This is a genomic window from Sulfitobacter sp. 1A12056 (assembly GCF_043558125.1).
GTDB lineage: Bacteria > Pseudomonadota > Alphaproteobacteria > Rhodobacterales > Rhodobacteraceae > Sulfitobacter > Sulfitobacter faviae.
The window spans coordinates 69,396-92,964 of the sequence record NZ_JBIFFY010000002.1 but is presented as its reverse complement, the minus strand read 5'-3'; the positions used below and the strand labels follow the sequence as shown (position 1 = coordinate 92,964).

Annotated in this window: 26 protein-coding genes and 1 other RNA gene; 16 read left to right on the top strand and 11 right to left on the bottom strand. The window is 64.0% G+C overall.

Going from position 1 to position 23,569, the window contains the following annotated elements:
• Window positions 1-113 precede the first annotated feature (113 nt).
• From pheS to ACGYLD_RS04750, 4 genes are all read left to right on the top strand, one after another.
• Window positions 114-1,187, top strand: coding sequence for a phenylalanine--tRNA ligase subunit alpha (pheS, locus tag ACGYLD_RS04765; protein ID WP_394401438.1), 1,074 nt, complete (start codon window positions 114-116; stop codon window positions 1,185-1,187).
• 67 nt (window positions 1,188-1,254) lie between these two features.
• The gene (locus tag ACGYLD_RS04760) at window positions 1,255-1,536 is read left to right on the top strand and encodes a YrhK family protein (RefSeq protein ID WP_271693862.1); all 282 of its coding nucleotides are present in this window, start codon (window positions 1,255-1,257) and stop codon (window positions 1,534-1,536) included.
• A gap of 9 nt (window positions 1,537-1,545) precedes the next feature.
• Entirely contained in the window at window positions 1,546-3,942 is a 2,397-nt protein-coding gene (gene pheT / locus ACGYLD_RS04755) for a phenylalanine--tRNA ligase subunit beta (RefSeq protein WP_271692457.1), read from the top strand.
• Window positions 3,943-3,962: 20 nt separating this feature from the next.
• Window positions 3,963-4,406 (top strand): YtoQ family protein, encoded by a 444-nt coding sequence (locus tag ACGYLD_RS04750; RefSeq protein ID WP_276153751.1) that lies wholly within the window; start codon window positions 3,963-3,965, stop codon window positions 4,404-4,406.
• A 253-nt stretch (window positions 4,407-4,659) separates the two neighbouring features.
• On the opposite strand, the gene ACGYLD_RS04745 is transcribed toward ACGYLD_RS04750, so the two are convergent.
• Window positions 4,660-4,824: a hypothetical protein gene (locus tag ACGYLD_RS04745; protein WP_271692454.1), complete on the bottom strand. Its 165-nt coding sequence runs from the start codon at window positions 4,822-4,824 to the stop codon at window positions 4,660-4,662.
• Here ACGYLD_RS04745 and ACGYLD_RS04740 point away from each other — a divergent pair.
• Window positions 4,762-5,715 carry a histidine kinase dimerization/phosphoacceptor domain -containing protein gene (locus tag ACGYLD_RS04740; RefSeq protein WP_333909712.1) on the top strand — a complete coding sequence of 318 codons (954 nt, stop codon included), beginning with the start codon at window positions 4,762-4,764 and terminating at the stop codon, window positions 5,713-5,715. The genes ACGYLD_RS04745 and ACGYLD_RS04740 overlap by 63 nt on opposite strands.
• Before the next feature lie 122 nt (window positions 5,716-5,837).
• Entirely contained in the window at window positions 5,838-6,269 is a 432-nt protein-coding gene (gene mscL, locus ACGYLD_RS04735; protein WP_209216569.1) for a large conductance mechanosensitive channel protein MscL, read from the top strand.
• Between the two features lie 62 nt (window positions 6,270-6,331).
• Here the strand turns inward: mscL and ald are convergent, their stop codons facing one another.
• Window positions 6,332-7,450 (bottom strand): alanine dehydrogenase, encoded by a 1,119-nt coding sequence (gene ald, locus ACGYLD_RS04730; RefSeq protein ID WP_271692452.1) that lies wholly within the window; start codon window positions 7,448-7,450, stop codon window positions 6,332-6,334.
• A gap of 138 nt (window positions 7,451-7,588) precedes the next feature.
• Here ald and ACGYLD_RS04725 point away from each other — a divergent pair, with 138 nt between their 5' ends.
• Entirely contained in the window at window positions 7,589-8,047 is a 459-nt protein-coding gene (locus tag ACGYLD_RS04725) for an Lrp/AsnC family transcriptional regulator (protein ID WP_120351940.1), read from the top strand.
• Between the two features lie 256 nt (window positions 8,048-8,303).
• Here the strand turns inward: ACGYLD_RS04725 and rpsU are convergent, their stop codons facing one another.
• On the bottom strand, window positions 8,304-8,510 hold the full coding sequence (gene rpsU / locus ACGYLD_RS04720; RefSeq protein ID WP_007118112.1) for a 30S ribosomal protein S21: 207 nt from the start codon (window positions 8,508-8,510) through the stop codon (window positions 8,304-8,306).
• Between the two features lie 110 nt (window positions 8,511-8,620).
• On the opposite strand from rpsU, the gene ACGYLD_RS04715 reads away from it, so the two are divergent.
• The 4 genes from ACGYLD_RS04715 to ACGYLD_RS04700 all read left to right on the top strand — a co-directional run bounded on the left by ACGYLD_RS04715 (window position 8,621) and on the right by ACGYLD_RS04700 (window position 11,298).
• The gene (locus tag ACGYLD_RS04715; RefSeq protein WP_394401432.1) at window positions 8,621-9,313 is read left to right on the top strand and encodes a COQ9 family protein; all 693 of its coding nucleotides are present in this window, start codon (window positions 8,621-8,623) and stop codon (window positions 9,311-9,313) included.
• A gap of 72 nt (window positions 9,314-9,385) precedes the next feature.
• On the top strand, window positions 9,386-10,120 hold the full coding sequence (locus ACGYLD_RS04710; protein WP_394401429.1) for an energy-coupling factor ABC transporter ATP-binding protein: 735 nt from the start codon (window positions 9,386-9,388) through the stop codon (window positions 10,118-10,120).
• Entirely contained in the window at window positions 10,095-10,691 is a 597-nt protein-coding gene (locus ACGYLD_RS04705; RefSeq protein ID WP_394401426.1) for an energy-coupling factor transporter transmembrane protein EcfT, read from the top strand. Before ACGYLD_RS04710 ends, ACGYLD_RS04705 begins: the two co-directional genes overlap by 26 nt.
• 61 nt (window positions 10,692-10,752) lie before the next feature.
• Window positions 10,753-11,298 (top strand): biotin transporter BioY, encoded by a 546-nt coding sequence (locus ACGYLD_RS04700; protein ID WP_209216564.1) that lies wholly within the window; start codon window positions 10,753-10,755, stop codon window positions 11,296-11,298.
• Between the two features lie 31 nt (window positions 11,299-11,329).
• Here ACGYLD_RS04700 and ACGYLD_RS04695 read toward each other — a convergent pair whose 3' ends face one another.
• Both ACGYLD_RS04695 and ACGYLD_RS04690 read right to left on the bottom strand, forming a co-directional pair.
• On the bottom strand, window positions 11,330-12,436 hold the full coding sequence (locus ACGYLD_RS04695; RefSeq protein ID WP_394401423.1) for an acetyl-CoA C-acyltransferase: 1,107 nt from the start codon (window positions 12,434-12,436) through the stop codon (window positions 11,330-11,332).
• Complete coding sequence (locus tag ACGYLD_RS04690) at window positions 12,433-13,662, bottom strand: class I adenylate-forming enzyme family protein (protein ID WP_394401420.1); 1,230 nt, start codon at window positions 13,660-13,662, stop codon at window positions 12,433-12,435. The genes ACGYLD_RS04695 and ACGYLD_RS04690 overlap by 4 nt, the downstream gene beginning before the upstream one ends.
• 97 nt (window positions 13,663-13,759) lie before the next feature.
• On the opposite strand from ACGYLD_RS04690, the gene ACGYLD_RS04685 reads away from it, so the two are divergent.
• Window positions 13,760-14,770: an NAD(P)H-quinone oxidoreductase gene (locus tag ACGYLD_RS04685; protein WP_276153749.1), complete on the top strand. Its 1,011-nt coding sequence runs from the start codon at window positions 13,760-13,762 to the stop codon at window positions 14,768-14,770.
• A gap of 162 nt (window positions 14,771-14,932) precedes the next feature.
• Here the strand turns inward: ACGYLD_RS04685 and ACGYLD_RS04680 are convergent, their stop codons facing one another.
• Complete coding sequence (locus ACGYLD_RS04680) at window positions 14,933-15,577, bottom strand: ribonuclease T2 (RefSeq protein ID WP_271692444.1); 645 nt, start codon at window positions 15,575-15,577, stop codon at window positions 14,933-14,935.
• Window positions 15,578-15,700: 123 nt separating this feature from the next.
• Here ACGYLD_RS04680 and ACGYLD_RS04675 point away from each other — a divergent pair, with 123 nt between their 5' ends.
• The 3 genes from ACGYLD_RS04675 (at window position 15,701) to ACGYLD_RS04665 (ending at window position 19,085) form a co-directional block, all read left to right on the top strand.
• Window positions 15,701-16,480, top strand: a complete 780-nt coding sequence (locus ACGYLD_RS04675) for a DUF1013 domain-containing protein (protein ID WP_067268570.1) — start codon at window positions 15,701-15,703, stop codon at window positions 16,478-16,480.
• 118 nt (window positions 16,481-16,598) lie between these two features.
• Complete coding sequence (locus tag ACGYLD_RS04670; RefSeq protein ID WP_271692442.1) at window positions 16,599-17,720, top strand: endonuclease/exonuclease/phosphatase family protein; 1,122 nt, start codon at window positions 16,599-16,601, stop codon at window positions 17,718-17,720.
• 186 nt (window positions 17,721-17,906) lie between these two features.
• Window positions 17,907-19,085: a type III PLP-dependent enzyme gene (locus tag ACGYLD_RS04665; protein ID WP_271692440.1), complete on the top strand. Its 1,179-nt coding sequence runs from the start codon at window positions 17,907-17,909 to the stop codon at window positions 19,083-19,085.
• A 75-nt stretch (window positions 19,086-19,160) separates the two neighbouring features.
• On the opposite strand, the gene recR is transcribed toward ACGYLD_RS04665, so the two are convergent.
• From recR to ACGYLD_RS04645, 4 genes are all read right to left on the bottom strand, one after another.
• The gene (gene recR, locus ACGYLD_RS04660; protein WP_271692439.1) at window positions 19,161-19,754 is read right to left on the bottom strand and encodes a recombination mediator RecR; all 594 of its coding nucleotides are present in this window, start codon (window positions 19,752-19,754) and stop codon (window positions 19,161-19,163) included.
• A gap of 55 nt (window positions 19,755-19,809) precedes the next feature.
• A complete protein-coding gene (locus ACGYLD_RS04655) occupies window positions 19,810-20,154 on the bottom strand; it encodes a YbaB/EbfC family nucleoid-associated protein (RefSeq protein WP_007118099.1) in 345 nt (114 codons plus the stop codon).
• Window positions 20,155-20,205: 51 nt separating this feature from the next.
• Window positions 20,206-21,972: a DNA polymerase III subunit gamma/tau gene (locus ACGYLD_RS04650; RefSeq protein WP_271692438.1), complete on the bottom strand. Its 1,767-nt coding sequence runs from the start codon at window positions 21,970-21,972 to the stop codon at window positions 20,206-20,208.
• 77 nt (window positions 21,973-22,049) lie between these two features.
• A complete protein-coding gene (locus ACGYLD_RS04645; RefSeq protein WP_276153748.1) occupies window positions 22,050-22,412 on the bottom strand; it encodes a YidH family protein in 363 nt (120 codons plus the stop codon).
• 63 nt (window positions 22,413-22,475) lie between these two features.
• Between ACGYLD_RS04645 and ACGYLD_RS04640 the strand changes: the two genes are divergently transcribed.
• Window positions 22,476-23,309 (top strand): neutral zinc metallopeptidase, encoded by an 834-nt coding sequence (locus ACGYLD_RS04640; RefSeq protein ID WP_271692436.1) that lies wholly within the window; start codon window positions 22,476-22,478, stop codon window positions 23,307-23,309.
• Window positions 23,310-23,439: 130 nt separating this feature from the next.
• On the opposite strand, the gene ffs is transcribed toward ACGYLD_RS04640, so the two are convergent.
• An RNA gene (gene ffs / locus ACGYLD_RS04635) (signal recognition particle sRNA small type) lies at window positions 23,440-23,537 on the bottom strand.
• Window positions 23,538-23,569: the final 32 nt, after the last annotated feature.

The following is a 23,569-nucleotide window of genomic DNA, read 5'->3' as shown; positions in this document are numbered from 1 at the left end:
GCGGCCTAACGCTTTGCGGAGGTGGTGGTTCCCCCATGGCGCCACAACCCCTACGGCTTGCATTCGAGGGGCGAGAGGGCTAGCAGGACGGGGTATTATTCCAAGGGCCTGTCATGGACGATCTGAAGCAAAAGTACCTGAGCCAAATCGCCAATGCTGGCGACGAATCCGCGCTGGAAGACATCCGGCTGGCCGCCGTGGGCAAAAAGGGCGAAGTGGCGCTGAAAATGCGCGAGCTTGGCAAGATGACCCCCGAAGAGCGGCAGGTCGCTGGCCCCGCGCTGAACGCGCTGAAGGATGAGATCAACTCGGCCCTCGCCGCCAAGAAGGCCGGCCTTGCCGATGCCGCGCTGGACGAGCGCCTGCGCAGCGAATGGCTCGACGTGACCCTGCCCGTGCGGCACCAGCGTCAAGGGAGCATCCATCCGGTCAGCCAAGTGATCGAAGAACTGACCGCGATCTTTGCCGAGATGGGCTTTTCCGTCGCCGAAGGCCCGCGCATCGACACCGATTGGTACAACTTCGATGCACTGAACATCCCCGGCCATCATCCCGCGCGGGCCGAGATGGACACCTTCTATATGCACCGGGCTGAGGGGGACGAGCGCGCGCCTCATGTGCTGCGCACCCATACCTCCCCCGTGCAGATCCGCACCATGGAGGCCGAAGGCGCGCCTTTGCGCATCATCTGCCCCGGCGGCGTCTACCGTGCCGACTACGACCAGACCCACACGCCGATGTTCCATCAGGTCGAGGGGCTGGCGATCGACAAGGACATCTCCATGGCGAACCTCAAGTGGACGCTTGAGGAGTTCTTCTCGGCCTTCTTCGAAATCGACGGCATTAAGACCCGCTTCCGCGCCTCGCACTTTCCGTTCACCGAGCCTTCGGCCGAGGTCGACATCCAGTGTTCCTGGGTCGACGGCCAACTGCGCATCGGCGAGGGCGACGGCTGGATGGAGGTGCTGGGCTCCGGCATGGTGCACCCCAAGGTGCTGGCCGCGGGCGGGATCGACCCCGACAAATGGCAGGGCTTCGCCTTTGGCATGGGGATCGACCGGATCGCGATGCTGAAATACGGCATCCCGGATTTGCGGGCGTTCTTTGATTCAGACCTGCGCTGGCTGCGGCATTATGGGTTCGCGAGCTTGGATCAGCCGAATTTGCATGGTGGGTTGTCGCGCTAAACTGCGCATGGAGCCTGCGACGACCGCCGTAAAAACATCAAAATGCACCGCGTGAGGCATGTCTGATATGAAACTCTTTCGACACGAGAACCGCGAGAACAACGCCCGATCTCGCGCGCTTTATGCGAAGTTCGAGATTGCCTACACGCTTATCGATTTCTGCGCGGCTGTCTGTTTCGTTGTCGGCTCCGTGCTGTTTTTCTTCGAAAGCACGCAGACCAGCGCGACATGGCTCTTTTTGATCGGGTCGATCTTCTTTGCGGCCAAGCCTTGTCTGCGGGTGGTCCGCGAAATCAAACTTTATCGGATGGGCGACATGGCCGATCTGGCCAAACGTTACGAGAATTAGGGAACGATCATGAAATTCACCCTCTCCTGGCTCAAGGACCATCTCGACACCACGGCGTCGATTGATGAGATCACCTATGCCCTGACCGACCTCGGCCTCGAAGTCGAAGGCGTCGAGAATCCGGCGGCGAAGCTGGCCGACTTTACCCTCGGCTATGTGCAATCCGCCGAGAAACACCCCGATGCCGACCGGCTGAACGTCTGTCAGGTCGAAACCGACGAGGGCGTGATGCAGATCATCTGCGGCGCGCCGAACGCGCGGGCGGGGATTACCGTCGTTGTGGCCAAGCCGGGCGTTTATGTGCCGGGGATCGACACGACCATCGGCGTGGGTAAAATTCGCGGTGTCGAGAGCTTCGGCATGATGGCCTCCGAACGCGAGATGGAGTTGAGCGAAGAGCACGACGGCATTATTGAGCTGCCCTCGGGCAAGCCCGGCGACCGGTTCATCGACTGGCTGGCCGAGAATGATCCCGCGAAGGTCGACCCGGTGATCGAGATCGCGATTACGCCTAACCGCCCCGATGCGCTCGGCGTGCGCGGCATTGCGCGTGACCTCGCCGCGCGGGGTCTGGGCAAGCTGAAGCCGCGCGATTGCGATGCGGTCGAGGGCAGCTTTGCCTCGCCGATCAGCGTCAGCATTGATGACGACACGCTGGACGGCTGCCCGGTGTTCTATGGCCGCTTGATTAAAGGCGTGAAGAACGGCCCCAGCCCGCAGTGGCTGCAGGACCGGCTCCGCGCCATCGGGCTGCGCCCGATCTCGTTCCTCGTGGACGTGACCAACTTCTTCACCTTCGACCGCAACCGCCCGCTGCATGTCTTCGACGCCGACAAGGTCGCGGGCAACCTGCGCGTGCACCGCGCCAAGGGCGGCGAGGCGATCGCGGCGCTCGACGAGAAGACCTACACCCTGCAAGAGGGCCAGATGGCCATCTCCGACGACAGCGGCGTGGAAAGCATCGCGGGCATCATGGGCGGCGAGGCGACCGGCGTGACCGAGGAGACCGTGAACGTCTTTGTCGAGAGCGCCTATTGGGACCCGGTTCAGATCGCCTATGCGGGCCGCGCGCTGAAGATCAATTCGGACGCGCGCTACCGGTTCGAGCGCGGCGTCGACCCGGCCTTCACCCCCGAGGGGCTTGAGCATGCCACGCGGATGATCCTCGATCACGCGGGCGGTGAGGCCTCCGAGGTCGTGGTCGCGGGGCAGGTGCCGGACACGTCGCGCGCCTACAAGCTCGATACCGCGCGGGTGCAGTCGCTCGTCGGCATGTCGATCCCTGAGAGTGACCAGCGTGAGACGCTGACCGCGCTCGGCTTCCAGCTCGACGGCGACATGGCGCAGGTACCAAGCTGGCGCCCGGACGTGCAGGGCGAGGCCGATCTGGTCGAGGAAGTCGCGCGTATCGCCTCGCTGACGCAGCTCGAAGGCAAGCCCCTGCCGCGCCTGACCACGGGCGTGCCGCGCCCGGTGCTCTCTCCCATGCAGCGCCGCGTGGTGACCGCCCGGCGCACGGCGGCGGCGCTCGGCTACAACGAATGCGTGAGCTACAGCTTCATCGACCAAGCCTCGGCGGCGCTCTTTGGGGGCGGCACCGATGCGACGCGGCTGGAGAACCCGATTTCGTCGGACATGAGCCACATGCGGCCCGACCTGCTGCCCGGCCTGCTGCAAGCTGCCGCCCGCAATCAGGCCCGCGGCTTTGCCGACATGGCGCTGTTCGAGGTTGGCCCCGCCTTCTCCGGCGGGGAGCCGGGCGAGGAGCAGGTCATTGTCTCCGGTCTTCTGGTGGGCCGCACCGGTCCGCGGGATGTGCATGGCGCGGCGCGTGCGGTGGATGTCTATGACGTGAAGGCCGATGCCGAGGCGGTGCTGGCCGCCATCGGCGCGCCCGCCAAGGTGCAGATCCTGCGCGGCGCTGATGAGTGGTGGCACCCGGGCCGTCACGGCAAGATCTGCCTCGGCCCCAAGAAGGTTCTCGGTGTCTTCGGCGAGGTGCACCCGCGGGTTCTGGCGGCGATGGACGTGAAAGGCCCGGCAATGGCCTTCACCCTCTACCCCGCCGAGGTGCCGCTGCCGCGCAAATCCGGCGCCACGCGCCCGGCGTTGCAGATCAGCGACCTGCAGGCGGTCGAGCGTGACTTCGCTTTTGTCGTCGATGCCGATGTCGAGGCGCTGGCGCTGGTCAATGCCGCTAAGGGTGCCGACAAGACCCTGATCGAAGACGTCCGCGTTTTCGATGAGTTCATCGGCGGCAGCCTCGGCGAAGGCAAGAAATCCCTCGCCATCACCGTGCGCCTGCAGCCCAGCGACAAGACGCTGAAGGATGCAGACATCGAAGCCGTGGGTGCTAAGGTGGTCGAAAAGGTGACCAAGGCCACCGGCGGCGTGCTGCGCGGCTGAACCAAGGAAGGACGGAAGCGATGAAAGTCTATCTCTCCGGTGAGATCCACACCGACTGGCGCGAACAGATCACCGAAGGGGCCAAGGATCTCGACGTGACCTTTACCGCACCCGTCACCGACCACGCCGCCTCTGATGACTGCGGCGTGGCGATCCTCGGCGCGGAGGACGACAAGTTCTGGCACGACCGTAAGGGCGCACAGATCAACGCGATCCGCACCCGCAAGGCGATTGCCGAGGCGGATGTCGTCGTGGTGCGCTTTGGCGACCAGTACAAGCAGTGGAACGCGGCCTTCGACGCGGGCTATGCCGCAGCACTTGGCAAATCGCTGATCACCCTGCACGGCCCCGACCACGCTCATGCGCTGAAAGAGGTCGACGCCGCGGCGCTCGCCGTGGCCTCCGAGCCTGCGCAGGTGGTCGAGATTCTGCGCTATGTCTTGACCGGTACGCTGCCGGGGTGACGCGGCAGCGGGGCTAGCCGCGTTAAAATTGAACATCTATCAAGGGTTTAAGCGCGAATCGATTCGGTAGCATGCTGGACGCCGCTGCTTTGCGGACTAAACCTTCACTAGCTGGAGGTTCATCAGCCGTGATCTGCCCCCCGAAAGGCAGGCCATATCCGACCCCCGCTGCCGTGCCATAGTCGCGCGGCGGGTTAACTTTGGAAGGAGAAGGTCCATTTTAGCCGACACGCCCGCAGAGCAGGACGAGCGTCTAGAGACGCTCTATTCCTATGATATTCTTGATACCGAAGCCGAAGCGGATTTCGACGATATCGTCGAGCTTGCGTCCAATATCTGCGAAACGCCCGTCTCTCTGATCAGTCTGGTTGATGAAAAGCGCCAATGGTTCAAGGCGCGCGTCGGGTTCGAGCCGCATGAGACGGCCCTTGATCAATCGGTCTGCTCTCATGCCATTCTTGACGAAGGCTATACCGAGATTGCGGATATGGGGGCGGATCCGCGCACCTCGGACAATCCGCTCTATGTTGGCGACCCTCGGGTGAAATTCTATGCCGGTGCCAATCTTGTCGCGCCGAACGGCCAGCCGATTGGCACGCTTTGCGTGCTGGATACCAAGCCGCGGACCCTGAATGATTTTCAACGCCAAGCGCTGCAAACCCTGTCGCGCCATGTGATGATGCAGTTGGAACTGCGCAAGAAAATCCGCATCGAAGCGGCGCTGCGCGCCGAGATGGACCACCGGGTGAAGAACTCGTTCCAGACCATCGCCTCATTGCTGCGCATGGCGACGCGCAAGGTGCAAGACCCAGACGCCAAGGATGTGCTTGCCCTTGTCGAGCGCCGTTTCGGCGCGGTGGCATCGCTGCACAGCGAGTTGATGGGGCAGGGTGGCCGAAGCAAGGTGCAAACCACCTCCTATCTCGAACAACTGAACAAGCTTCTCGCCGCCAGCGCGCCGGACCACGTTACTATCTTTTGTGCGGCTGAGCCGGGCGAGTTGCAGGCCGTGCAGGCCTCAGCGCTCGGCATGATCGTGAGCGAATTCGTGGCAAATTCGATCAAACACGCCTTCGCCGGGGACCGGGCGGGGGAGATCAAAATCTCCCTACGGCGGCAGGAGGGGGCCGAGGGCTGGCTTTTGGAATGCCGCGACAATGGCTGCGGCCATGCCGGTGCCGTCTCGGGGGCCGATAGCACGGGGCTTGGGCGGATGTTGATGGCCACGGCAGCCGAGCAGTTGAACGGGCGTCTGACGACCGATTTCAGCCCCGAGGGCGCGCTTTTGCGGGTCTGTTTTCGGGATTGAACGGACGCGGGCCATAAAACGCGCGATTTACCGTAAAACTTTATTGACCGTTCTATATGCTAGTCCGCACTATCGACCGTGATGGCGGGGTTATCGGCGCGCCTTAGAATAGGGACAGAACTGTGATTCAAGAATTCAAGGATTTCATCGCCAAGGGCAATGTCATGGACATGGCCGTTGGTATCATCATCGGCGCGGCCTTCACGGCGATCGTGTCGTCACTGGTGGCGGACCTGATCAACCCGATCATCGGGCTTTTCACCGGCGGGGTGGATTTCACCAATAACTATGCCGTGCTGTCGGGCGATGTGCCCGCGACGGCTTCGCTAGAGCAGGCGCGGGAGGCGGGGGCTTCGGTCTTCGCCTATGGCTCGTTCCTGATGGCCGTGATCAACTTTTTCATCATCGCCTTCGTGGTCTTCATCCTGGTGAAGATGGTGAACCGGGTGAAGGCGGCTGCGGAAAAGCCGGATGAGGTGGCACCAGAGGTCAAGACCGGCCCATCGCAGCTCGATGTATTGCTGGAAATTCGAGACGCTTTGAAGACGCGCTGAGCGCTGCTTTCGAAATGGAAAGGCCCGCCAATCTGGCGGGCCTTTTGTTTGGCCGCTGACGTTCAGCCCGCGATGGCCTGATCCGCGGTGATGCTGTCGAGCCCGAGCGCTTCGCCCACGGCGGCATAGGTCAGCTTGCCCGCGTGGACGTTCAGCCCGGCCTTGAGGTGCGGGTCATCCGCGCAGGCCTGTTTCCAGCCCTTGTCGGCCAGTGCCAGCATGAAGGGCATAGTGGCGTTGCCAAGCGCGATGGTCGAGGTGCGCGCCACTGCGCCGGGCATATTGGCCACACAGTAGTGCATGATGCCGTCGACCTCATAAACCGGGTCTTGGTGCGTCGTCGCCTTGGAAGTCTCGAAGCAGCCGCCTTGGTCGATGGCCACGTCGACCAGCGCCGCGCCGGGTTTGAGTTCGGATAGTTGCGCTCGGCTGATCAGTTTGGGGGCCGCGGCCCCGGGGATCAGCACCGCGCCGATGATCATATCGGCTTCACGCGCCAGTTCGATGGTGTTGCCCGCGCTGGCATAGGCGGTTTTGAAGGTGCCGCTATAGATGTCATCGAGATAGCGCATCCGGGGCAGGGACCGGTCGAGCACGGTCACATCCGCGCCCATGCCCGCGGCGATGCGGGCCGCATGGGTGCCGACCACGCCGCCGCCGATGACCATAACCTTAGCCGGGCCGACACCGGGCACGCCGCCCATCAGCACGCCGCGCCCGCCATTGGCCTTTTGCAGCGTCCATGCGCCGACCTGCGGTGCCAAACGGCCTGCGACCTCGGACATCGGGGCCAGAAGGGGCAGGCCGCCATTGCGGTCGGTCACGGTTTCATAGGCAATCGCCGTGCAGCCCGAGGCCAGCAGGTCGTGGGTTTGATCCGGGTCGGGCGCGAGGTGCAGATAGGTAAAGAGCAATTGCCCTTCGCGCAGCATCTTGCGTTCGCCCGCCTGCGGCTCCTTCACCTTGACGATCATGTCGGCTGTGGCAAAGATTTCCTCGGCCGTGTCGATGATGCGCGCCCCGGCGGCGGTGTAATCCGCATCTTCGAAGCCCGCGCCGACCCCGGCCCCCGCCTGCACGATAACCTCATGCCCATGGGCGATGGCTTCTTGTGCGGCATTGGGCGTCAGGCCGACGCGGAATTCCTGCGGTTTGATTTCTGTCGGGCATCCGATTTTCATGGGGGGTCCTCCTCCTCCGTAGTGGGACAGGATTATCATATCCGCCGTGCATATCGCTGCGAAATTGGGGTCGCCAAGGGGCGCATCCTTCGAATATAATCGCGCTGGGTTGCTTCCTCACGCGAAAGTATTGCGCATATGGCCTTGGATGAGATTGATCGGCGTGTTCTGCGGGCTTTGCAGCGCAATGGGCGGATGTCCAATGCCGAACTGTCAGAGGTTGTGCATCTGTCGCCCTCGGCCTGCCATCGCCGTGTACAGCGGTTGGAGAAGGAAGGGTATATCCGCGATTATGTGGCCCTTTTGGACCCGCGCAAGCTGGATATGCCGACGACGGTCTTTGTTGAGATCACTTTGCAGGCTCAGGCCGAAGAGGTGTTGGAGGCTTTCGAGAAGTCGGTCTCGCGCATTCCCGATGTCTTGGAGTGTCACCTGATGGCTGGCACGGCGGATTACCTGTTGAAGATCGTGGCCGAGAATACCGAAGATTTCGCCCGTATTCACCGGCAGCATTTGGCGCGGCTGCCGGGGGTGGCGCAGATGCAGTCGAGTTTCGCGCTCAGGACGGTGTGCAAGACCACGGCGCTGCCGGTGTAGTTGGAAAGCCCGGAATCAAGGCCGTAAGGCCGCCGGGCAGCGCCAGACCGCCCGGACGGGTTGGCGCTTTTGCTGAGGTCGTGCCGTCCTGAGGTATTTCTCAAGCGCAGCTACCATAAACTGCCTAATTGAAGGGATTTCGAGCGCCTTCCCGCGGTCTGGCGCTGCCCGGCTCGGTTGCGCTCCCCCGCAAAACAAAACCCCCGCTGCCATGGGCACCGGGGGTTCTATATCTGTCGCGTGTCGCGGGGATGATTTACATCATACCTTCGCGTTGCGCTTTTTTGCGTGCCAGCTTACGGGCACGGCGGATCGCTTCAGCTTTCTCGCGCGCTTTTTTCTCGGACGGTTTCTCGAAATGTTGCTTGAGCTTCATTTCACGGAAAACGCCTTCGCGCTGGAGCTTTTTCTTCAGAGCCCGGAGGGCCTGATCGACGTTGTTGTCGCGAACACTAACCTGCATGTGGTTGTCACCACCTTTCTAGGATAAAGTTGCAAGGAATTGCAGGAAATGGGCCTATAACAGCCTATATCACGTTTGTCCACCCCATCACGCCCCGATAGGAGCCCGCCATGACACCGCCCAAGGCCGACCCAAAGGACCAATTGCTGGATGCCGCATTGATGCATGTGCCGTTTGACGGCTGGTCGCCCGCGACCTTCAACGCCGCGATCAAGGACAGCGGTCTGGACCCGGCGCTGGCCCGTGCGGTCTGCCCGCGCGGGGCGGTCGATCTGGCGGTGGCCTATCACCGGTGCGGCGATGCCAAGATGGTCGATGGCTTGGCGCAGGCCGATCTGTCGGCGCTTCGCTTCAGGGGCCGTATCACCAAGGCGGTGCGCCTGCGGCTCGAAGCGGGGGATCGTGAGGCGATCCGCCGGGGCAGCACACTGTTTGCCCTGCCGCATCACGCCCCCGAAGGGGCCGGGCTGATCTGGGAGACCAGCGATAAGATTTGGACCGCGCTTGGCGATACCTCGGAGGATGTGAATTGGTACAGCAAAAGGGCCACGCTATCGGGGGTCTATTCGGCCACGCTGCTTTATTGGCTGGGGGATGCCAGTGAGGGGCATCAGGCGACATGGTCGTTCCTCGACCGGCGCATCGACGATGTGATGCAGATCGAAAAGCTCAAATCCCACGTGCGCGAAAGCCCGACGCTGAGCCGTCTGATGGCCGGGCCGAACTGGCTGTTGAGCCATATCAAAGCCCCACGCGGGCAAGGTGACCCCGATCTGCCGGGCCGTTGGACGCCGCCAAGCTGAGGCGCGCTGCGGGCTTCCCCGCCCGCGCGGCAGGTGGTAGGGCGGGGCACCCGGTTTTACCACAGGCGCCCGATGACCAATCCGACCCTTCCGCTCATCGATATCGACAGCATCAGCTACACCCCCGGCGGCACGCCGGTACTACGTGGCGTGAGCCTGAGCTCCGATGCCGCGCGGATCGGCATCGTGGGCCGCAACGGGTCGGGCAAGACCTCTTTCGCGCGGGTTCTGTCGGGGCTGGTCCCTGCCGATGAGGGGCAGGTGCGGATTGCCGGGGTCGACGTGGCCCGTGACCGCCGCCGTGCGATTGGCGCGGTCGGTATCCTGTTTCAGAACCCGGACCATCAGATCATCTTTCCCACCGTGGAAGAGGAAATCGCCTTTGGCCTACGGCAAATGGGCCAATCCAAAGCGGAGGCCGCGCGGGGCGTGGCGGCGATCCTTGGTCAATTCGACAAGCGCCATTGGGCGCAGGCGTCAATCCACCAACTCTCCCAAGGGCAGCGGCAGTTGGTTTGCCTGATGGCGGTCTTGGCGATGCAGCCGCGGGTGGTGGTGTTGGACGAACCCTTTGCCGGGCTCGACATCCCCACGCGGTTGCACCTTGAACGGGTTCTGGCGGGGCTGGATCTGACGCTGGTCCATATCACCCACGATCCGGCGGCGGTGGCGGCATACGATCACGTCCTTTGGCTGGAGCGTGGCGAGGTCGTTCAGCAAGGCAGCGCCCGCCCGGTGCTGGGCGCCTTTGAGAGGCGGATGAAGGAATTGGGGGCGAGCGATGATCTCTCTGACCTCGCCGGTTGAGACCCGCGCCCATGGCTGGCCGGCCGGGGTCAAGCTGGGGGCGCTCTGCCTGGCCACGCTGCTGCTCTTCGGGGTGGAGGAGCCGGTTTGGCAAATTCTCTTCTGTGCCGGGATGCTGCTGCTCTATGCCCTGCCGGGGCGGCCCTTTCTGCGGGCCGGGTTGGGGCGTCTGTGGATGCTTTGGCCTTTCGTCGGGCTGATCCTGCTGTGGCATGTCTTGACCGACGATGCGGAGGCGGGGCTTGTGATCGCGCTGCGGATGGTCACCGCCGTGGGGCTTGCGAACCTCGTCACCATGACCACGAAGCTCAGCGATATGATGGGGGTGGTGCATTGGCTCGCCGCCCCGCTGCGCCGTTTCGGGCTGCGCACGCGCAGCCTTGAGTTGGCCGTGGCGCTGGTGGTGCGTTTCACCCCGGTGCTGGCGGCCAAGGGGCAGATGCTGTCGCTGGCGTGGCGGGCGCGGTCGCGCAGGCGGGCGGGCTGGCGCGTGGTGATGCCCTTCACGGTTCTGGCCATCGACGACGCCGAACATGTGGCCGAGGCGCTGCGCGCGCGGGGCGGTCTGTAGTGCTTGACCGGGGCAAGGGTGTGGCCTAGGCAATGGGAAATTCAACCCAAGGATCCTTCCAATGGAACGCAATCTGACCATGATCGCCCTCTTTGCCGCGTTGATCGCGGCGCTGGGCCTGATTCCGAAATTCACGCTTGGCTTCGGCGTGCCGATCACGGCGCAGTCGCTGGGTGTCATGCTCTGCGGCACGGTGCTGGGCGCATGGCGCGGTGGCCTTGCGGCGCTTTTGTTCGTGGCGCTGGTGGCGCTGGGTCTGCCGCTTCTGGCCGGGGGCCGTGGCGGTCTGGGCGTCTTTGCCTCGCCGACCGTGGGTTTCCTCGTCGGCTTCCCGATCGGGGCTTTCGTGACCGGCTTTATCATGGACCAGTGGCGCAGCGCGCCGGTGGGTCTGGCGGCTGGGGTTTCGGCGGTCTTGGGGGGCATCCTCGTGGTCTATGCCTTCGGCATCTTCGGCATGATGATGACGCTGAACAAAACGCTGGTCGAGGCGACCCTGCTGGTCCAAGCCTTCATCCCCGGTGACCTGATCAAAGCCGTGCTGGCGGGGTTCATCACCTCCGGTCTGGCCAAAGCGCGCCCGGCAAGCCTGCTGTCGCGCAGCTAAATGATTGGCCCGCTCCCTAAGGGGCGGGCCGCTACAGCCGTATCAGCGCGGCAGAGCCGATCCCCCCGGCGGCGGCAATCGCCGCCAAGCCGGTGCCTGATCCCCGCGCCACCAACTCATGCCAAAGCCGCACCGCATTGATCGCGCCCGAAGCGCCAATCGGATGCCCGCGCGCCAAAGCGCCGCCGCCCCTGTTGACGATCCGCGGCGCGATCCCCGCGCCGGTGACGCAGGCGATGGCCTGCACGGCATAGGCCTCCATGATCTCGGCGCGGTGCAAGCCGCTGGCTTTCAATCCGCTCTGACGAAAGACTTCTCCGATGGCCACCAATGGGGCCAGCCCCGGCTCTTCGGGGCGGCTGCCCTTCGTCGCTGCCGCGGTGAGTTCGACTTTCGGCGCGGCGAGGTCCGCCGCCACCCGTTCTGACACGACGACGCAAAAGGCCGCGGCATCGGCGGCGACGGCGGCATTGGCGGCGGTGATGTCGCCGGAAAGCGCCTTGGCCCGGCTGCAAAGCGCGGGGGTGAGGCGGCGGGTGAAGGCATCGGTTGAGACGCCCGCGAGCGGCACCAGTTCCGCTTCGGTTGGGGGCTGTGCGCGGGCCTTCGCATGGCTTTCCACGGCCCAGTCATCCTGTTCTGCGCGGGAAATGCCTTGGGACCGGCCAAGCGCCGCGGCGGCCTCCGCCATGTCCGGGTCGCGTTCGGGCCACGGGGTGAAGGGCGCTTGGGTATAGGCCTCTGCCGGGCGGCCATCGGCGAAGGTGCGGTAGCGCAGCGGCTGGCGAGAGTAGCTTTCGGCCCCGCCCGCCATGACGATATCGGCGGCCCCGGAAAGGACCATCTGCCGCGCCAGCGCCAGCGCATCCAATCCCCCCGCGCATTGCCGGTCGATGCTAAGCCCCGCCACCTGTTCGGGCAGCCCCGCGGCCAAAGCGATGCTGCGCGCGGGGTTGCCGCCGGGGCCGAGGGCGGTGCTGCAAATCACCTCGTCGACCTGCGCAGGGTCCAGCCCCGCGCGGCTAAGGGCAGCAGAAAGGACCGGCGCGGCAAGCTCGGGTAGGGAAAGATGCGCCAGCGCACCGCCGCGCGGGGCGACCGGGCTGCGGCAGGCCGAGACGATAGAGGCGCGGGTCACGTTTGCCCCTCCACCCAATCCGAGAGGGCGCGCAGGTCGGGCTTGCCCGAGGGCAGCAGAGGCAGGTCGGGGCAGAAGTGGACGCGCCGGGGGGAGGTGAGGGGCCCGAGCGTCGCGCGGCAATGGGCAATGATCTCTTCGGCGGGCGGCTCTCCTGCCGGGGCTTCGACCACCGCGACCAGATGCTGCCCTCGCAGCGCATCGTCTCGGGGCAGAACCGCGCAGGGCAGGCCAGTTTGGGCGCTGATCACGGCCTCCACCTTTTCGGGGAAAACCATCTGGTCGGCGATCTGCACCATGCGCTGCCGCCGCCCCTTGATCCAGAGGTTGCCCTTGGCATCCAGCGCCCCCATCTCACCCACGGTCACGAAGCCCTCCCGGCAGCGGGTCTCTTCGCTGTGGCCGAAGGCGTAGCCATCGAAGAGGTAGGGGCTGCGCACCCAGATCTCACCAACATCAGTTGTGGGTTCACCCTCAGCATTCATCAGACGCAGCTCGACACCGGGGTAGGGGCGGCCCACCGTGCCTTCGGGCGTATTGGCATCGGCCAGCGTGATAAAACTCGTCTCTGCCGCGCCGTAGAAAACATGCACCGCCGCTTGGGGGCAGAGCCGCCCCACCGCCGCCCGGGTCGCCGGATCGAGCGCGCCACCGCCGCAAATGACCAAGCGCAGCGATGGCAGCGGGGCTACGGCAGCGCGGGCAAGCAGGCGCAGCTGGGTCGGCGTGGCGTAGAGGATCGTCGCCCCGGCCTCGGCGATCCGCTCTGCCTGCCGCCGAGGGGCGTGATCCGCCAGCACATGCGCATCAAGGCCAAGATGCAGCGCTTCCAGCACCGCATAGAGCGATAGCGAATGGCTGAGCTGCCCCAACACGGCGACGCTGTCGCGGGGGGTAAGGGCGAAACGGTCGGTATTGACCTCAAAACTGGCGATCCAAGAGGCTTGGCTGCGGCGGACCGCCTTGGGCCGCCCCGACGCGCCGCCGGTGAGGGTGAGAAAGGCCGCGGGCGGGCAGGAGATGCCATCGGGCAGGGGGCGGTCGCTGAGGCAAAAGGGGGCCTGCTGGGTGATCGCTGTGGTGAGGGCGGCCAGCGCGTCGAAGGCCGGAGTGGCGGGCAGGGCGCGGAAGCTGTTGTGCTGGCCTTCGGGCGCGCGGGGCAATTCGCGCTCCCCTGCGTAAAGCCGCGCGGCCTTATGCCATTTGAACCTGCCTTGCCCGCGCATCCGCCTCTCCCTCTTCCGTCGGGTCTCAAATTCCGGGTGCACGCCCCGGGGCCGCCCGTTAGGCTGCGGCGAAACCAGACCCGAGGATACTTCAGACATGACAGAGACCATGCGTGCAATCGAAATCACCGAACCCGGCGGTCCGGACGTTCTGCAAGGCACCACCCGCCCGCGGCCCCAGCCGAAACACGGTCAGGTCATCATCAAGGTCGCCTATGCCGGGGTGAACCGTCCCGATGCGCTGCAACGCGCGGGCCGCTACGCGCCGCCCGCCACCGCCAGCGATCTGCCGGGGTTGGAGGCCTCGGGCGAGGTGGTCGAAGTCGGGCCGGGGGTGACGACGCTGGCCCCGGGCGATCTGGTCTGCGCCCTGCTGCCGGGCGGCGGCTATGCCGAATATGTCGCCACCCCCGCGGCGCATTGCCTGCCCATTCCCGAAGGCATGGGGCTGAAAGAAGCGGCTTGCCTGCCTGAGACCTTCTTCACCGTCTGGTCGAACCTTTTCATGCGCGGTGGGCTGAAGGCCGGAGAGAAAGTGCTGATCCACGGCGGCTCTTCCGGGATCGGCACCACGGCGATCCAACTGGCGCGCATCTTGGGCGCGCGGGTTTTCGTGACCGCGGGCACTGATAGCAAATGCGCGGCCTGTATGAAGCTGGGGGCCGAGGTTGCGATCAACTACCGGGATACGGATTTCGTCGATGTCGTGCAGGCCGAGGGCGGCGCGGATGTGATCCTCGACATGGTGGGCGGCAGCTATATCAACCGCAACCTCAAGGCCTTGGCCGAGGATGGCAGGCTGGTGCAAATCGCGTTTCTGCAAGGGGCCAAGCAAGAGGTGAACTTCGTCACGCTGATGACCCGCCGCCTGACCATGACCGGATCGACCCTGCGCCCACAGAGCGATTTGGCCAAGGCGCGGATTGCAGAGGAGCTTTTGCAGAATGTCTGGCCCCTGTTGGAGCAGGGCCGCGTCGCGCCGGTGATGGACAGCACTTATGACCTGTCCGAAGCGAATGACGCCCACTGCCGGATGGAAGCCAGCGGCCATATCGGCAAAATCGTCCTGAAGGTGGGCGGTGAACTGCAAGGCGGAGAAGATCAGTAAAACTTGAGACAGTAACGAATTGTTAACCAGTAATTCGTTTACTGGAGGCACGGGTGGCCGGGACGCTGACCACCCGTGTTGGAGAGAGAGCCGAAAGGCGTTGAATGCGGGGGAGGAAATTACGCCTCTCCCGCTTTCGCCAGACTATAGGCCCGGATGGGTCTAGCGCAGAGGGGTGAACAGCGCGTTATCAAGCGTGCAGTCCCGCCGAGCGTCCGGCCCGCAGGGGATGAACTCAAGCTCGCGGGACAGGCAGATGCGCGCCTCTTGGATGTGCCCTTGCTTGCAGGAGATGGTGATCCCCCGCGCGGTCAGGTCCGGGTTCGCTTTGAGGAAGGCTTCTTCCACCACCGCGGCGGGGAGGGACACGGTACGGTCGAGCTTGCGAAAGACCTCGGGGCGCTTGATGCGGGCATATGCCTCCCGCGAGAGGGCGAAGTAATCCGCCGGGTCCAACCCGCTGCAAGACCCGTGTTTCTTCCACTGGTGCCATGCCAAGCCACCGGTGCCCATGATATCGGCCATCGCCCCGGTCTGGGCACGGCTGGGCGGGCGGCGGCCGCTTTGGCAATAGGACGGGTATCCCCGTGTAAACTGGGGCCAGAGGCCATGCAGGGTCCAGCCGTGGTCTTTCGCGGCATCGCATTGCGGAGATTGCCGCGCGTCGCCGGTCAATTCGCACCAATTGGGCGACCATGACAGGGACATGACGTAGTAGTCGAATTCGCCCGAACGCTCCCCTTCGGCCAGCGTGGCGGTGGGGGCGATCAGCCCGAGGATCAGCAGACAGGCGCGCAGTGGCCGCATTGGGTCTTCCCTTATGACGTTTGAGCCAGTATACAGCGGCCAACTTCCCCGACAATGGAGACCGTTCTGCCAAGCAGGACAGCCTTTCAGGCGACGGGAAAATTGCGTTTTTAGGAGAGTGACATGGCAAAACCGATTATGGCCAAAGCCACCGCCGTCTGGCTCGTGGACAACACCACCATCAGCTTCAAGCAGATCGCCGATTTCGTCGGCATGCATGAACTCGAAGTGCAGGGCATCGCCGATGGCGACGTGGCGCAGGGCGTGAAGGGTTTTGATCCGGTTGCCAACAACCAGCTGACGCAGGAAGAGATTGACGCGGCGCAGGACAACCCGCTGCACAAGCTGAAGCTCAAGTTCAACGCTGCCGCCGAGGGCGAAGAGAAACGCCGCGGCCCGCGCTATACACCGCTCAGCAAACGTCAGGACCGTCCCGCGTCGATACTGTGGCTGGTCAAGTTCCACCCCGAGCTTTCCGACGGTCAGGTCAGCAAACTGGTGGGCACCACCAAGCCGACGATCCAAGCGATTCGCGAGCGCACGCATTGGAACATCGCCAACATCCAACCGATCGACCCGGTCGCGCTGGGCCTGTGCAAACAGTCCGAGCTTGATGCCGCCGTGCAAAAGGCTGCCGCGAAAAAGGCCGCCGCGGGCGAGGTGATGAACGACGACGAGCGCCGCAAACTCGTCTCGACCGAGCAGAGCCTCGGCATGGAGAGCGAGCCGAAAATCCCCACGGCCATCGAAGGGCTGGAAACCTTCACCCTCTCCGGCAACAGCACGGATGACGAGGAAGAAGAGAGCCACACCAAGGGCGATTACTCTGACGCCGACAGCTTCTTCTCGCTGCCCGACAGCACCGATGAAGACGATGAGGACGAAGACAAAGCCAAGGGCTAAGCACCTTCAAGGCGGTGTGGCGAAAGGAACTTTCGCCGTAAAGATGTGTTAGATGACAGGGCGTCGGGTATTCCGGCGCCCTGTTTTGCTTTGTAGAAAGGGCGCGACGCGCCGGGGGATGGATTTGGAAACGGCATTGGACTGGATGATCTGGGGGCTGGCGGGCTTGCTAATACTGGGCAGCCTGCTGCCGCTGAGCAAATTGCCCTTCGGGGCGATCCGCGGGCTGGCCTTTCCTCGGGAACAATTCCTCGGCTTGGCACTGTTGCTGGCAATCGGGTTCGCACTGTCGCAGGGGGTGACGGCACCCTCGGGCATGGCCGGGATCGCGTTGATGCTGGGGGTCGCCGCGCTTCACGCGCTTTACATCACCAAGTTCACCCCGCTGTGGCGCAAACAATCCTTGGCGGCCTCGCCCGCGTTGCGTCGCGCGACGGACCGGCATTTCAGCCTGCTGGCCGCCAATGTCAAAATGTCCAACCGCGACTATGGCAAGCTGATCGCACTGGCCGAGGCGCGGGTGCCAGATATCTTCATGGCGATCGAGGTGGATCAGGCCTGGATCGACGCGCTGGATGACGGTCTGGGCAAGAACTACGAACACCGCGTCGACGTGCCGCTCGACAATGGGTATGGGCTTTGCCTCATGTCGAAACTGCCGTTGTCAGAGGTCGAGGTGCGCGAGCTGGTCACCGAAGAGGTGCCCTCCATCCGCGCCCGGGTGCACCTGCCGGTGGGGGAGGATTTCCGCCTATACGTCGTCCACCCCGAACCGCCCGTGATCGAACATGACACCAAGGGGCGCGACAGCGAGATCGCCTTGGTCGGTATCGAGGCTGAGAAGGACCCGCTGCCCGCCGTGGTCTCGGGGGATCTGAACGATGTGGCTTGGTCGACCACGACCCGGCGCTTTCAGCGGCTTTCTGGTCTTTTGGACCCGCGGGTGGGGCGCGGCATGTACAACACATTCAGCGCGACGATGCCTTGGATGCGCTGGCCTTTGGATCACCTCTTCCACGATCCGCAGTTTCGTCTGCTAGAGATGGACCGCCTGGACAAGATCGGGTCGGACCATTTCCCGATGTGGTTCGTCCTCGCCATGGCCGAGACCGAAGCCGCCGAGAGCGACCCCGAAGAAACCGACCCCGAAGAAGAGCGGGAAGCCAAGAATATGATCAAAGAAGAACGGAAAAGAGACCGCGACCCCATCGGCAGCGATTGGGAAGACGAGGAAAACTAACAATTTGCCGTAGGGGCAATTTTACCCCTTGTACGAATCCAAAAACGGCGTATGTGGCGCGTTACAGACGCCAACGCACGCGCCTCTGGCCGGTCAGTTCCCACTCTGACTGACCCGCGTTTATGTAGCGACGGTAACGTCTCTTGAAACGACACGCGGGGAACCAGCCCCACCTGCTCTTTGGAGATGACCATGAATGCTACAGTCCCCGGCGCCCTGCGCGCCGCACCGTCCTTTCACGCCGACCAGGCTGCAGCCTATATCGCCGCCAACAGCTTTGACAAGCCCACGCTGGTGATCAGTCGCGACCGTGTGGCCGCGCAATATGACGCGCTGCACAAGGGCTTGGGCGACGCGCATATCCACTACGCGGTCAAGGCGAACCCGGCCCCCGAGATCATTCGTCTGCTGGTCAAGAAAGGCTCTGGCTTTGATGCGGCCTCGCGGGCCGAGATCGAACTGTGCCTGAGCCAAGGGGCCAAGCCCGAGAATATCTCTTTCGGTAACACCATCAAACGTGCCTCGGACATCGCTTTTGCCCATTCGGCGGGGGTGACGCTGTTTGCGGCGGATAGCGAAGCCGAATTGGACAAGATCGCCGCCCATGCGCCGGGCGCGCGGGTCTACCTGCGCTTGATCGTCGAAAACTCCATGGCCGACTGGCCGCTGAGCCGGAAATTCGGCTGCGCCGGTTCGGCGTTGCCCGCGCTGCTGAACCACGCGGTTGCCGTGGGCCTCGTGCCCTTCGGCCTGTCCTTTCACGTCGGCTCTCAAACCCGCAAGGCGGAGTTTTGGAACCCGGTGTTGGATCAGGTGGCCCCCCTGTGGCACGCCGCCCGTGCGGATGGCCATGACCTGCAATTGCTGAACCTCGGCGGCGGTTTTCCGGCCTTCTATGGCGAGGATATCGAAGGCTCCCGCGCCTATGCCGCCGCTGTGATGCGCGCCGTCAAAGCCCGCTTTGGCGACGTGCCCCAGGTCATGGCAGAGCCGGGCCGTGGTCTGGTGGCCGAAGCCGGGCATATCGCTGCCGAAGTCATGCTGGTCAGCCGCAAATCCGCGGATGATCTGCACCGCTGGGTCTATCTGGATATCGGTCGTTTCTCGGGTCTGGCCGAAACCGAGGGCGAAGCGATTCGCTATCAGATCGTCACACCGCATGACGGGGAAGAGACCGGACCCTGCGTTTTGGCCGGTCCGTCCTGCGATTCGGCGGATATTCTCTACGAAAAACGCCCGATCCACCTGCCTCTGGCCCTGCGCGATGGCGATAAAGTGATGATTCGTGCTTGCGGAGCCTACACAAGCTCGTACAGTTCGGTTGGGTTTAACGGATTTCCGCCGCTTGATGTGATCGTGCTCTGACAGCGCGATCTGCGTCGCCCCGGAAAAGGGCCGTCTGCTTTGGGAGGAGCGGGCGGCCCGCTTTGATTCTGGGGGTTAAAGCGACTTGCGCGCCTGCATCGCGGCGGTGATCGTCCCGTCGTCGAGGTAGTCCAGCTCCCCGCCAATCGGCACGCCTTGGGCGAGGGAGGTGAGCCGCACTCGGCCCTCCAGCTGATCCGCGATGTAATGCGCCGTGGTCTGCCCGTCGATCGTGGCATTGAGCGCGAGGATCACCTCTGTCACCCCTTCGGTATCGATCCGGTCCACAAGGCGCGGGATGCGCAATTCCTGCGGGCCAATGGCGTCGAGCGCCGAGAGCGTGCCGCCCAGCACATGATAGCGCCCTTTGAACACGCCAGAGCGTTCCATCGCCCAGAGGTCGGCTACGTCTTCGACCACGCAAAGCTCTCCGTTCGCGCGTTTCTCGCTGGTGCAGATGTCGCAGATGTCGGCGGTGCCGACGTTGCCGCAGTTCAGACATTCGCGTGCCGTGGCGGCGACGGCCTGCATCAGGTCGGACAGGGGGGTCAGCAAAAGCGCGCGTTTGCGGATCAGGTGCAGCACCGCCCGCCGGGCCGAGCGCGGGCCAAGGCCGGGCAGTTTCGCCATCAGCTCGATCAGGGCGTCAATGTCGCGGGTAGAGCTCAAGAATGGCACCTATGGGCGTTGAAAGAGGGGCGGGACCGGCCCGCCCCAACCGGGATCAGAAGGGCAGCTTCATGCCCGCGGGAAGGCCCATGCCTTCGGTCAGCTTGCTCATCTCGGCCTGTGCGCGTTCCGAGGCTTTGCTCTGCGCATCTTTGATGGCGGCGAGGATCAGGTCTTCGACCACTTCCTTCTCGTCCTTATTGAAGATCGACGGGTCGATATCGAGGCCCTTCAACTCACCCTTGGCGCTACAGGTCGCTTTGACGAGGCCCGCACCGGATTCACCTTCGACGGTGATGTTGTGCATCTCCTCTTGCAGCTCGGCCATTTTGCCCTGCATTTCCTGCGCTTTTTTCATCATCCCGGCCATATCGCCGAGGCCGCCTAATCCCTTGAGCATCTGGGTCTCCTTGTTGCGTTGTCGTTTATATGTGGCGCGGGGGCCGGGGGATCAACCGTCCTCGAACGGATCCCATTCGTCTTCGACTTCGGGCAGCGCCTCTGCCGTGGCGGCGGCGGCGATGTCTTCTGGGGTTCGGATCGCGGTGATCCGGGCCTTGGGAAACTGCGCCAGCACCGCCTGCATCATCGGATGGTCCTGCGCCTGTTTCTTCAGCGCCAGTTCACGCGCATCGCGGACCTGCGCGATGGTCTCGGCCCCGCCCTCGTTCACCAGCGACACCGCCCAGCGGTTACCGGTCCAGAGTTGCAATTTCTGCCCCAGCCGCTGCGCGAGATCGCGCGGCGCGTCGTCGGTGGGGACAAACTCGATCCGGCCGGGCTGATAGGCGGCAAGCTGCACGCAGGTTTCCACCTCAACCAGCAGTTTCACGTCGCGGTTCACGCGGATCAACTCGACGACATGTTCGAACGTCGGGAAACGCGCCAGCGCAGCGTTCAGGTCTTGCGCCAGCGCGGTGGTCTGCCCCTGCGGACCGGGGTTCGAGGCCATCCGCTGCTGCGCCTGTTGCACGGCCTGCGCGCCGGTGCTGCCCTGCGCGGCGACATTGCCCCCGCCGTTGCCGCCACCGCCAACGGGGCCGGGGGCCGGGGGCGGGCTGCTGTTTTGCAGCTTGCGCACCAGTTCCTCGGGCGAGGGCAGATCGGCCACATGGGTGAGGCGGATCACGGCCATTTCGGCGGCCATCATGGCGTTGGGCGCGGCGGCGACCTCGTCCAGCGCCTTCAGCAGCATCTGCCAGAGCCGCGTCAGCACCCGCATCGGCAGGGTCTCGGCCATCTGCTGGCCACGGGCACGTTCCTCAGGCGCGATGGTGGGGTCTTCGGCGGCATCGGGCGTGATCTTCACGACCGAGACCCAATGGGTGATCTCGGCCAGATCGCGCAGCACCGCCATCGGGTCGGCCCCATCGGCATATTGCGCCGAAAGTTCGGTCAGCGCGGCACCTGCATCGCCGCGCAGCACCATGTCAAAGAGGTCCAGCACCCGGCCACGGTCCGCCAGCCCCAGCATGGCGCGCACCTGTTCGGCCCCGGTCTCGCCCGCGCCGTGGCTGATCGCTTGATCCAGCAGCGAGGTCGCGTCGCGGGCGGAGCCTTCGGCGGCGCGGGTGATGAGCGCGAGCGCGTCGTCGGTGATCTCGGCATTCTCGGCAGTGGCGATCTTGCGCAGCAGGGCGATCATCACCTCGGGCTCAATCCGGCGCAGGTCGAAACGCTGGCAACGCGAGAGCACCGTCACCGGCACCTTGCGGATCTCGGTGGTGGCAAAGATGAATTTGACGTGCTCCGGCGGCTCTTCCAACGTTTTCAGCAGCGCGTTGAAAGCGCCGGTCGAAAGCATGTGCACTTCGTCGATGATATAGACTTTGTACCGGGCCGAGGCGGCGCGATAATGCACCGAATCGATGATCTCGCGGATGTTGGCGACGCCGGTGTTCGAGGCCGCGTCCATCTCCATCACGTCGACGTGGCGGCCTTCCATGATGGCGGTGCAATGTTCGCAAACGCCGCAGGGGTCAGTCGTCGGCCCGCCGTTGCCGTCCGGCCCGATGCAGTTCATCCCCTTGGCGATGATCCGCGCCGTGGTCGTCTTGCCGGTGCCGCGAATGCCGGTCATCACAAAGGCCTGCGCGATCCGGTCGGCGGCGAAGGCGTTCTTCAGCGTGCGCACCATGGCGTCTTGGCCAACGAGATCGGCAAAGGTTTCGGGCCGGTATTTGCGGGCCAGAACGCGGTAGGCGGATGTATCTGTCATGGTGCCCCAGATCGGATTCGGTCAAGGCCGTAAACTATGCGCTCCGCGCCGTGGCGTCTACCGTGCTTGCGGAAGGCTCAGAGCATCCAAAGGATCACCCCGACCCCGGCAGAGGCGAAGGCAAGCAGGATCGCCAGAACCTTCATGCGGCTGTTGGGCTGGGCATTGGCGTGATGGTCGCTCAGCCGCCTTTGGGTTTTCGCCGCCGACGCCTGCGCGGCCCAGTAGACGTAAAGCGCGGCAAGAATGAAGACCGAGGCCACGGCTTTCGCCACCCAAGTCGGCTCGAACTCCCCAAACACGGCGCGCAGACCTATCGCCACGGCGACAGCGGCCATGCCGGTGCGCATCCAGCCCGCAAAGGTGCGTTCATTGGCGAGAATCGTGCGGTCCTCGGCCCAGTCGGTGCGGTCTTCGGCTAGGTCATTCTTATCACTCATTGAACCAAACTGCGCCTTGCGCGTTCATGTGGCAATAGGCTTTGACAAAACGAGGGACGGTTCATGCGGTTGGGTGGAATTGGGCGGAGCAAGAATGTCATCCGACGCAGTGGAAAGGCCGGCAAGGCGGGGGGGCTTGGATTGGTCGGCGTCTTGGCAGTAATGGCCATCGGCTATTTCACCGGCATCGACGTGACGCCGCTGTTGACCGGCCAAGGCGGCGGTCAGGTCCAACAGTCCCGCCCGTTGAGCGACAGCGAAGACCCGCAGGTCGATTTCGCCGCCCGCGTGCTGACCACGACCGAACAGGTTTGGAGCCGGATTTTCCAAGAGCAATTGGGTGAAACCTATAAACCGCCCAAGCTTGTGGTCTTTGAGAATGTGACGCAAAGCGCCTGCGGCGGGGCCTCTGGCGCAACGGGGCCGTTTTACTGCCCGGCGGACAATATGGCCTATCTCGACACCGCGTTTTTCCGCACGTTGGACCAGCGTCTTGGTGCCGGAGGCGATTTCGCGGCGGCCTATGTGATTGCCCATGAGGTCGCGCACCATGTGCAGAACGAAATTGGCGTTCTGCCGCAGGTCGCCCGGATGCGGCAGCAGGCTTCCGAGGTTGAGGCGAATGCCCTGACCGTGCGTCTTGAACTGATGGCCGATTGTTTTTCTGGCATCTGGGCCTCGAACGTCGAAGGCTTGATGGAGAAGGGTGACCTCGAAGAGGCGCTGAATGCTGCGCGGATGATCGGGGACGATCATTTGCAGCGACAGGCCGGTCAGGTGCCGCAGCCGCATACTTTCACCCATGGCACGTCAGAGCAGCGCGCGCGTTGGTTCGAGCGGGGGTTTGAGAGTGGCCAGATTGCGGCCTGCGATACGTTTGAGGCGGATCGGTTGTGAGGCGATGCCCGTGGTGCCCACGGGCTGGGCGTCTCGCCTCTCGAATGCATCATTTATTTGGAGAAGCTACCCCTCTCATCGCTTCTGCGAAGCGACTGCCGGGGCGTTGCATTGCTGCGCAATGCAACTGTGGTGAGAGGCTGATAACGACCCAAGCGGAGCTCGTTACGGCTGCTTCCTTCCGGATCTGACCGGGTTGGCGAGGCGCTTGCCCGCACCAACCTCTCAAGGCCCATATAGGAGGGCATGGAGCGAAGTGC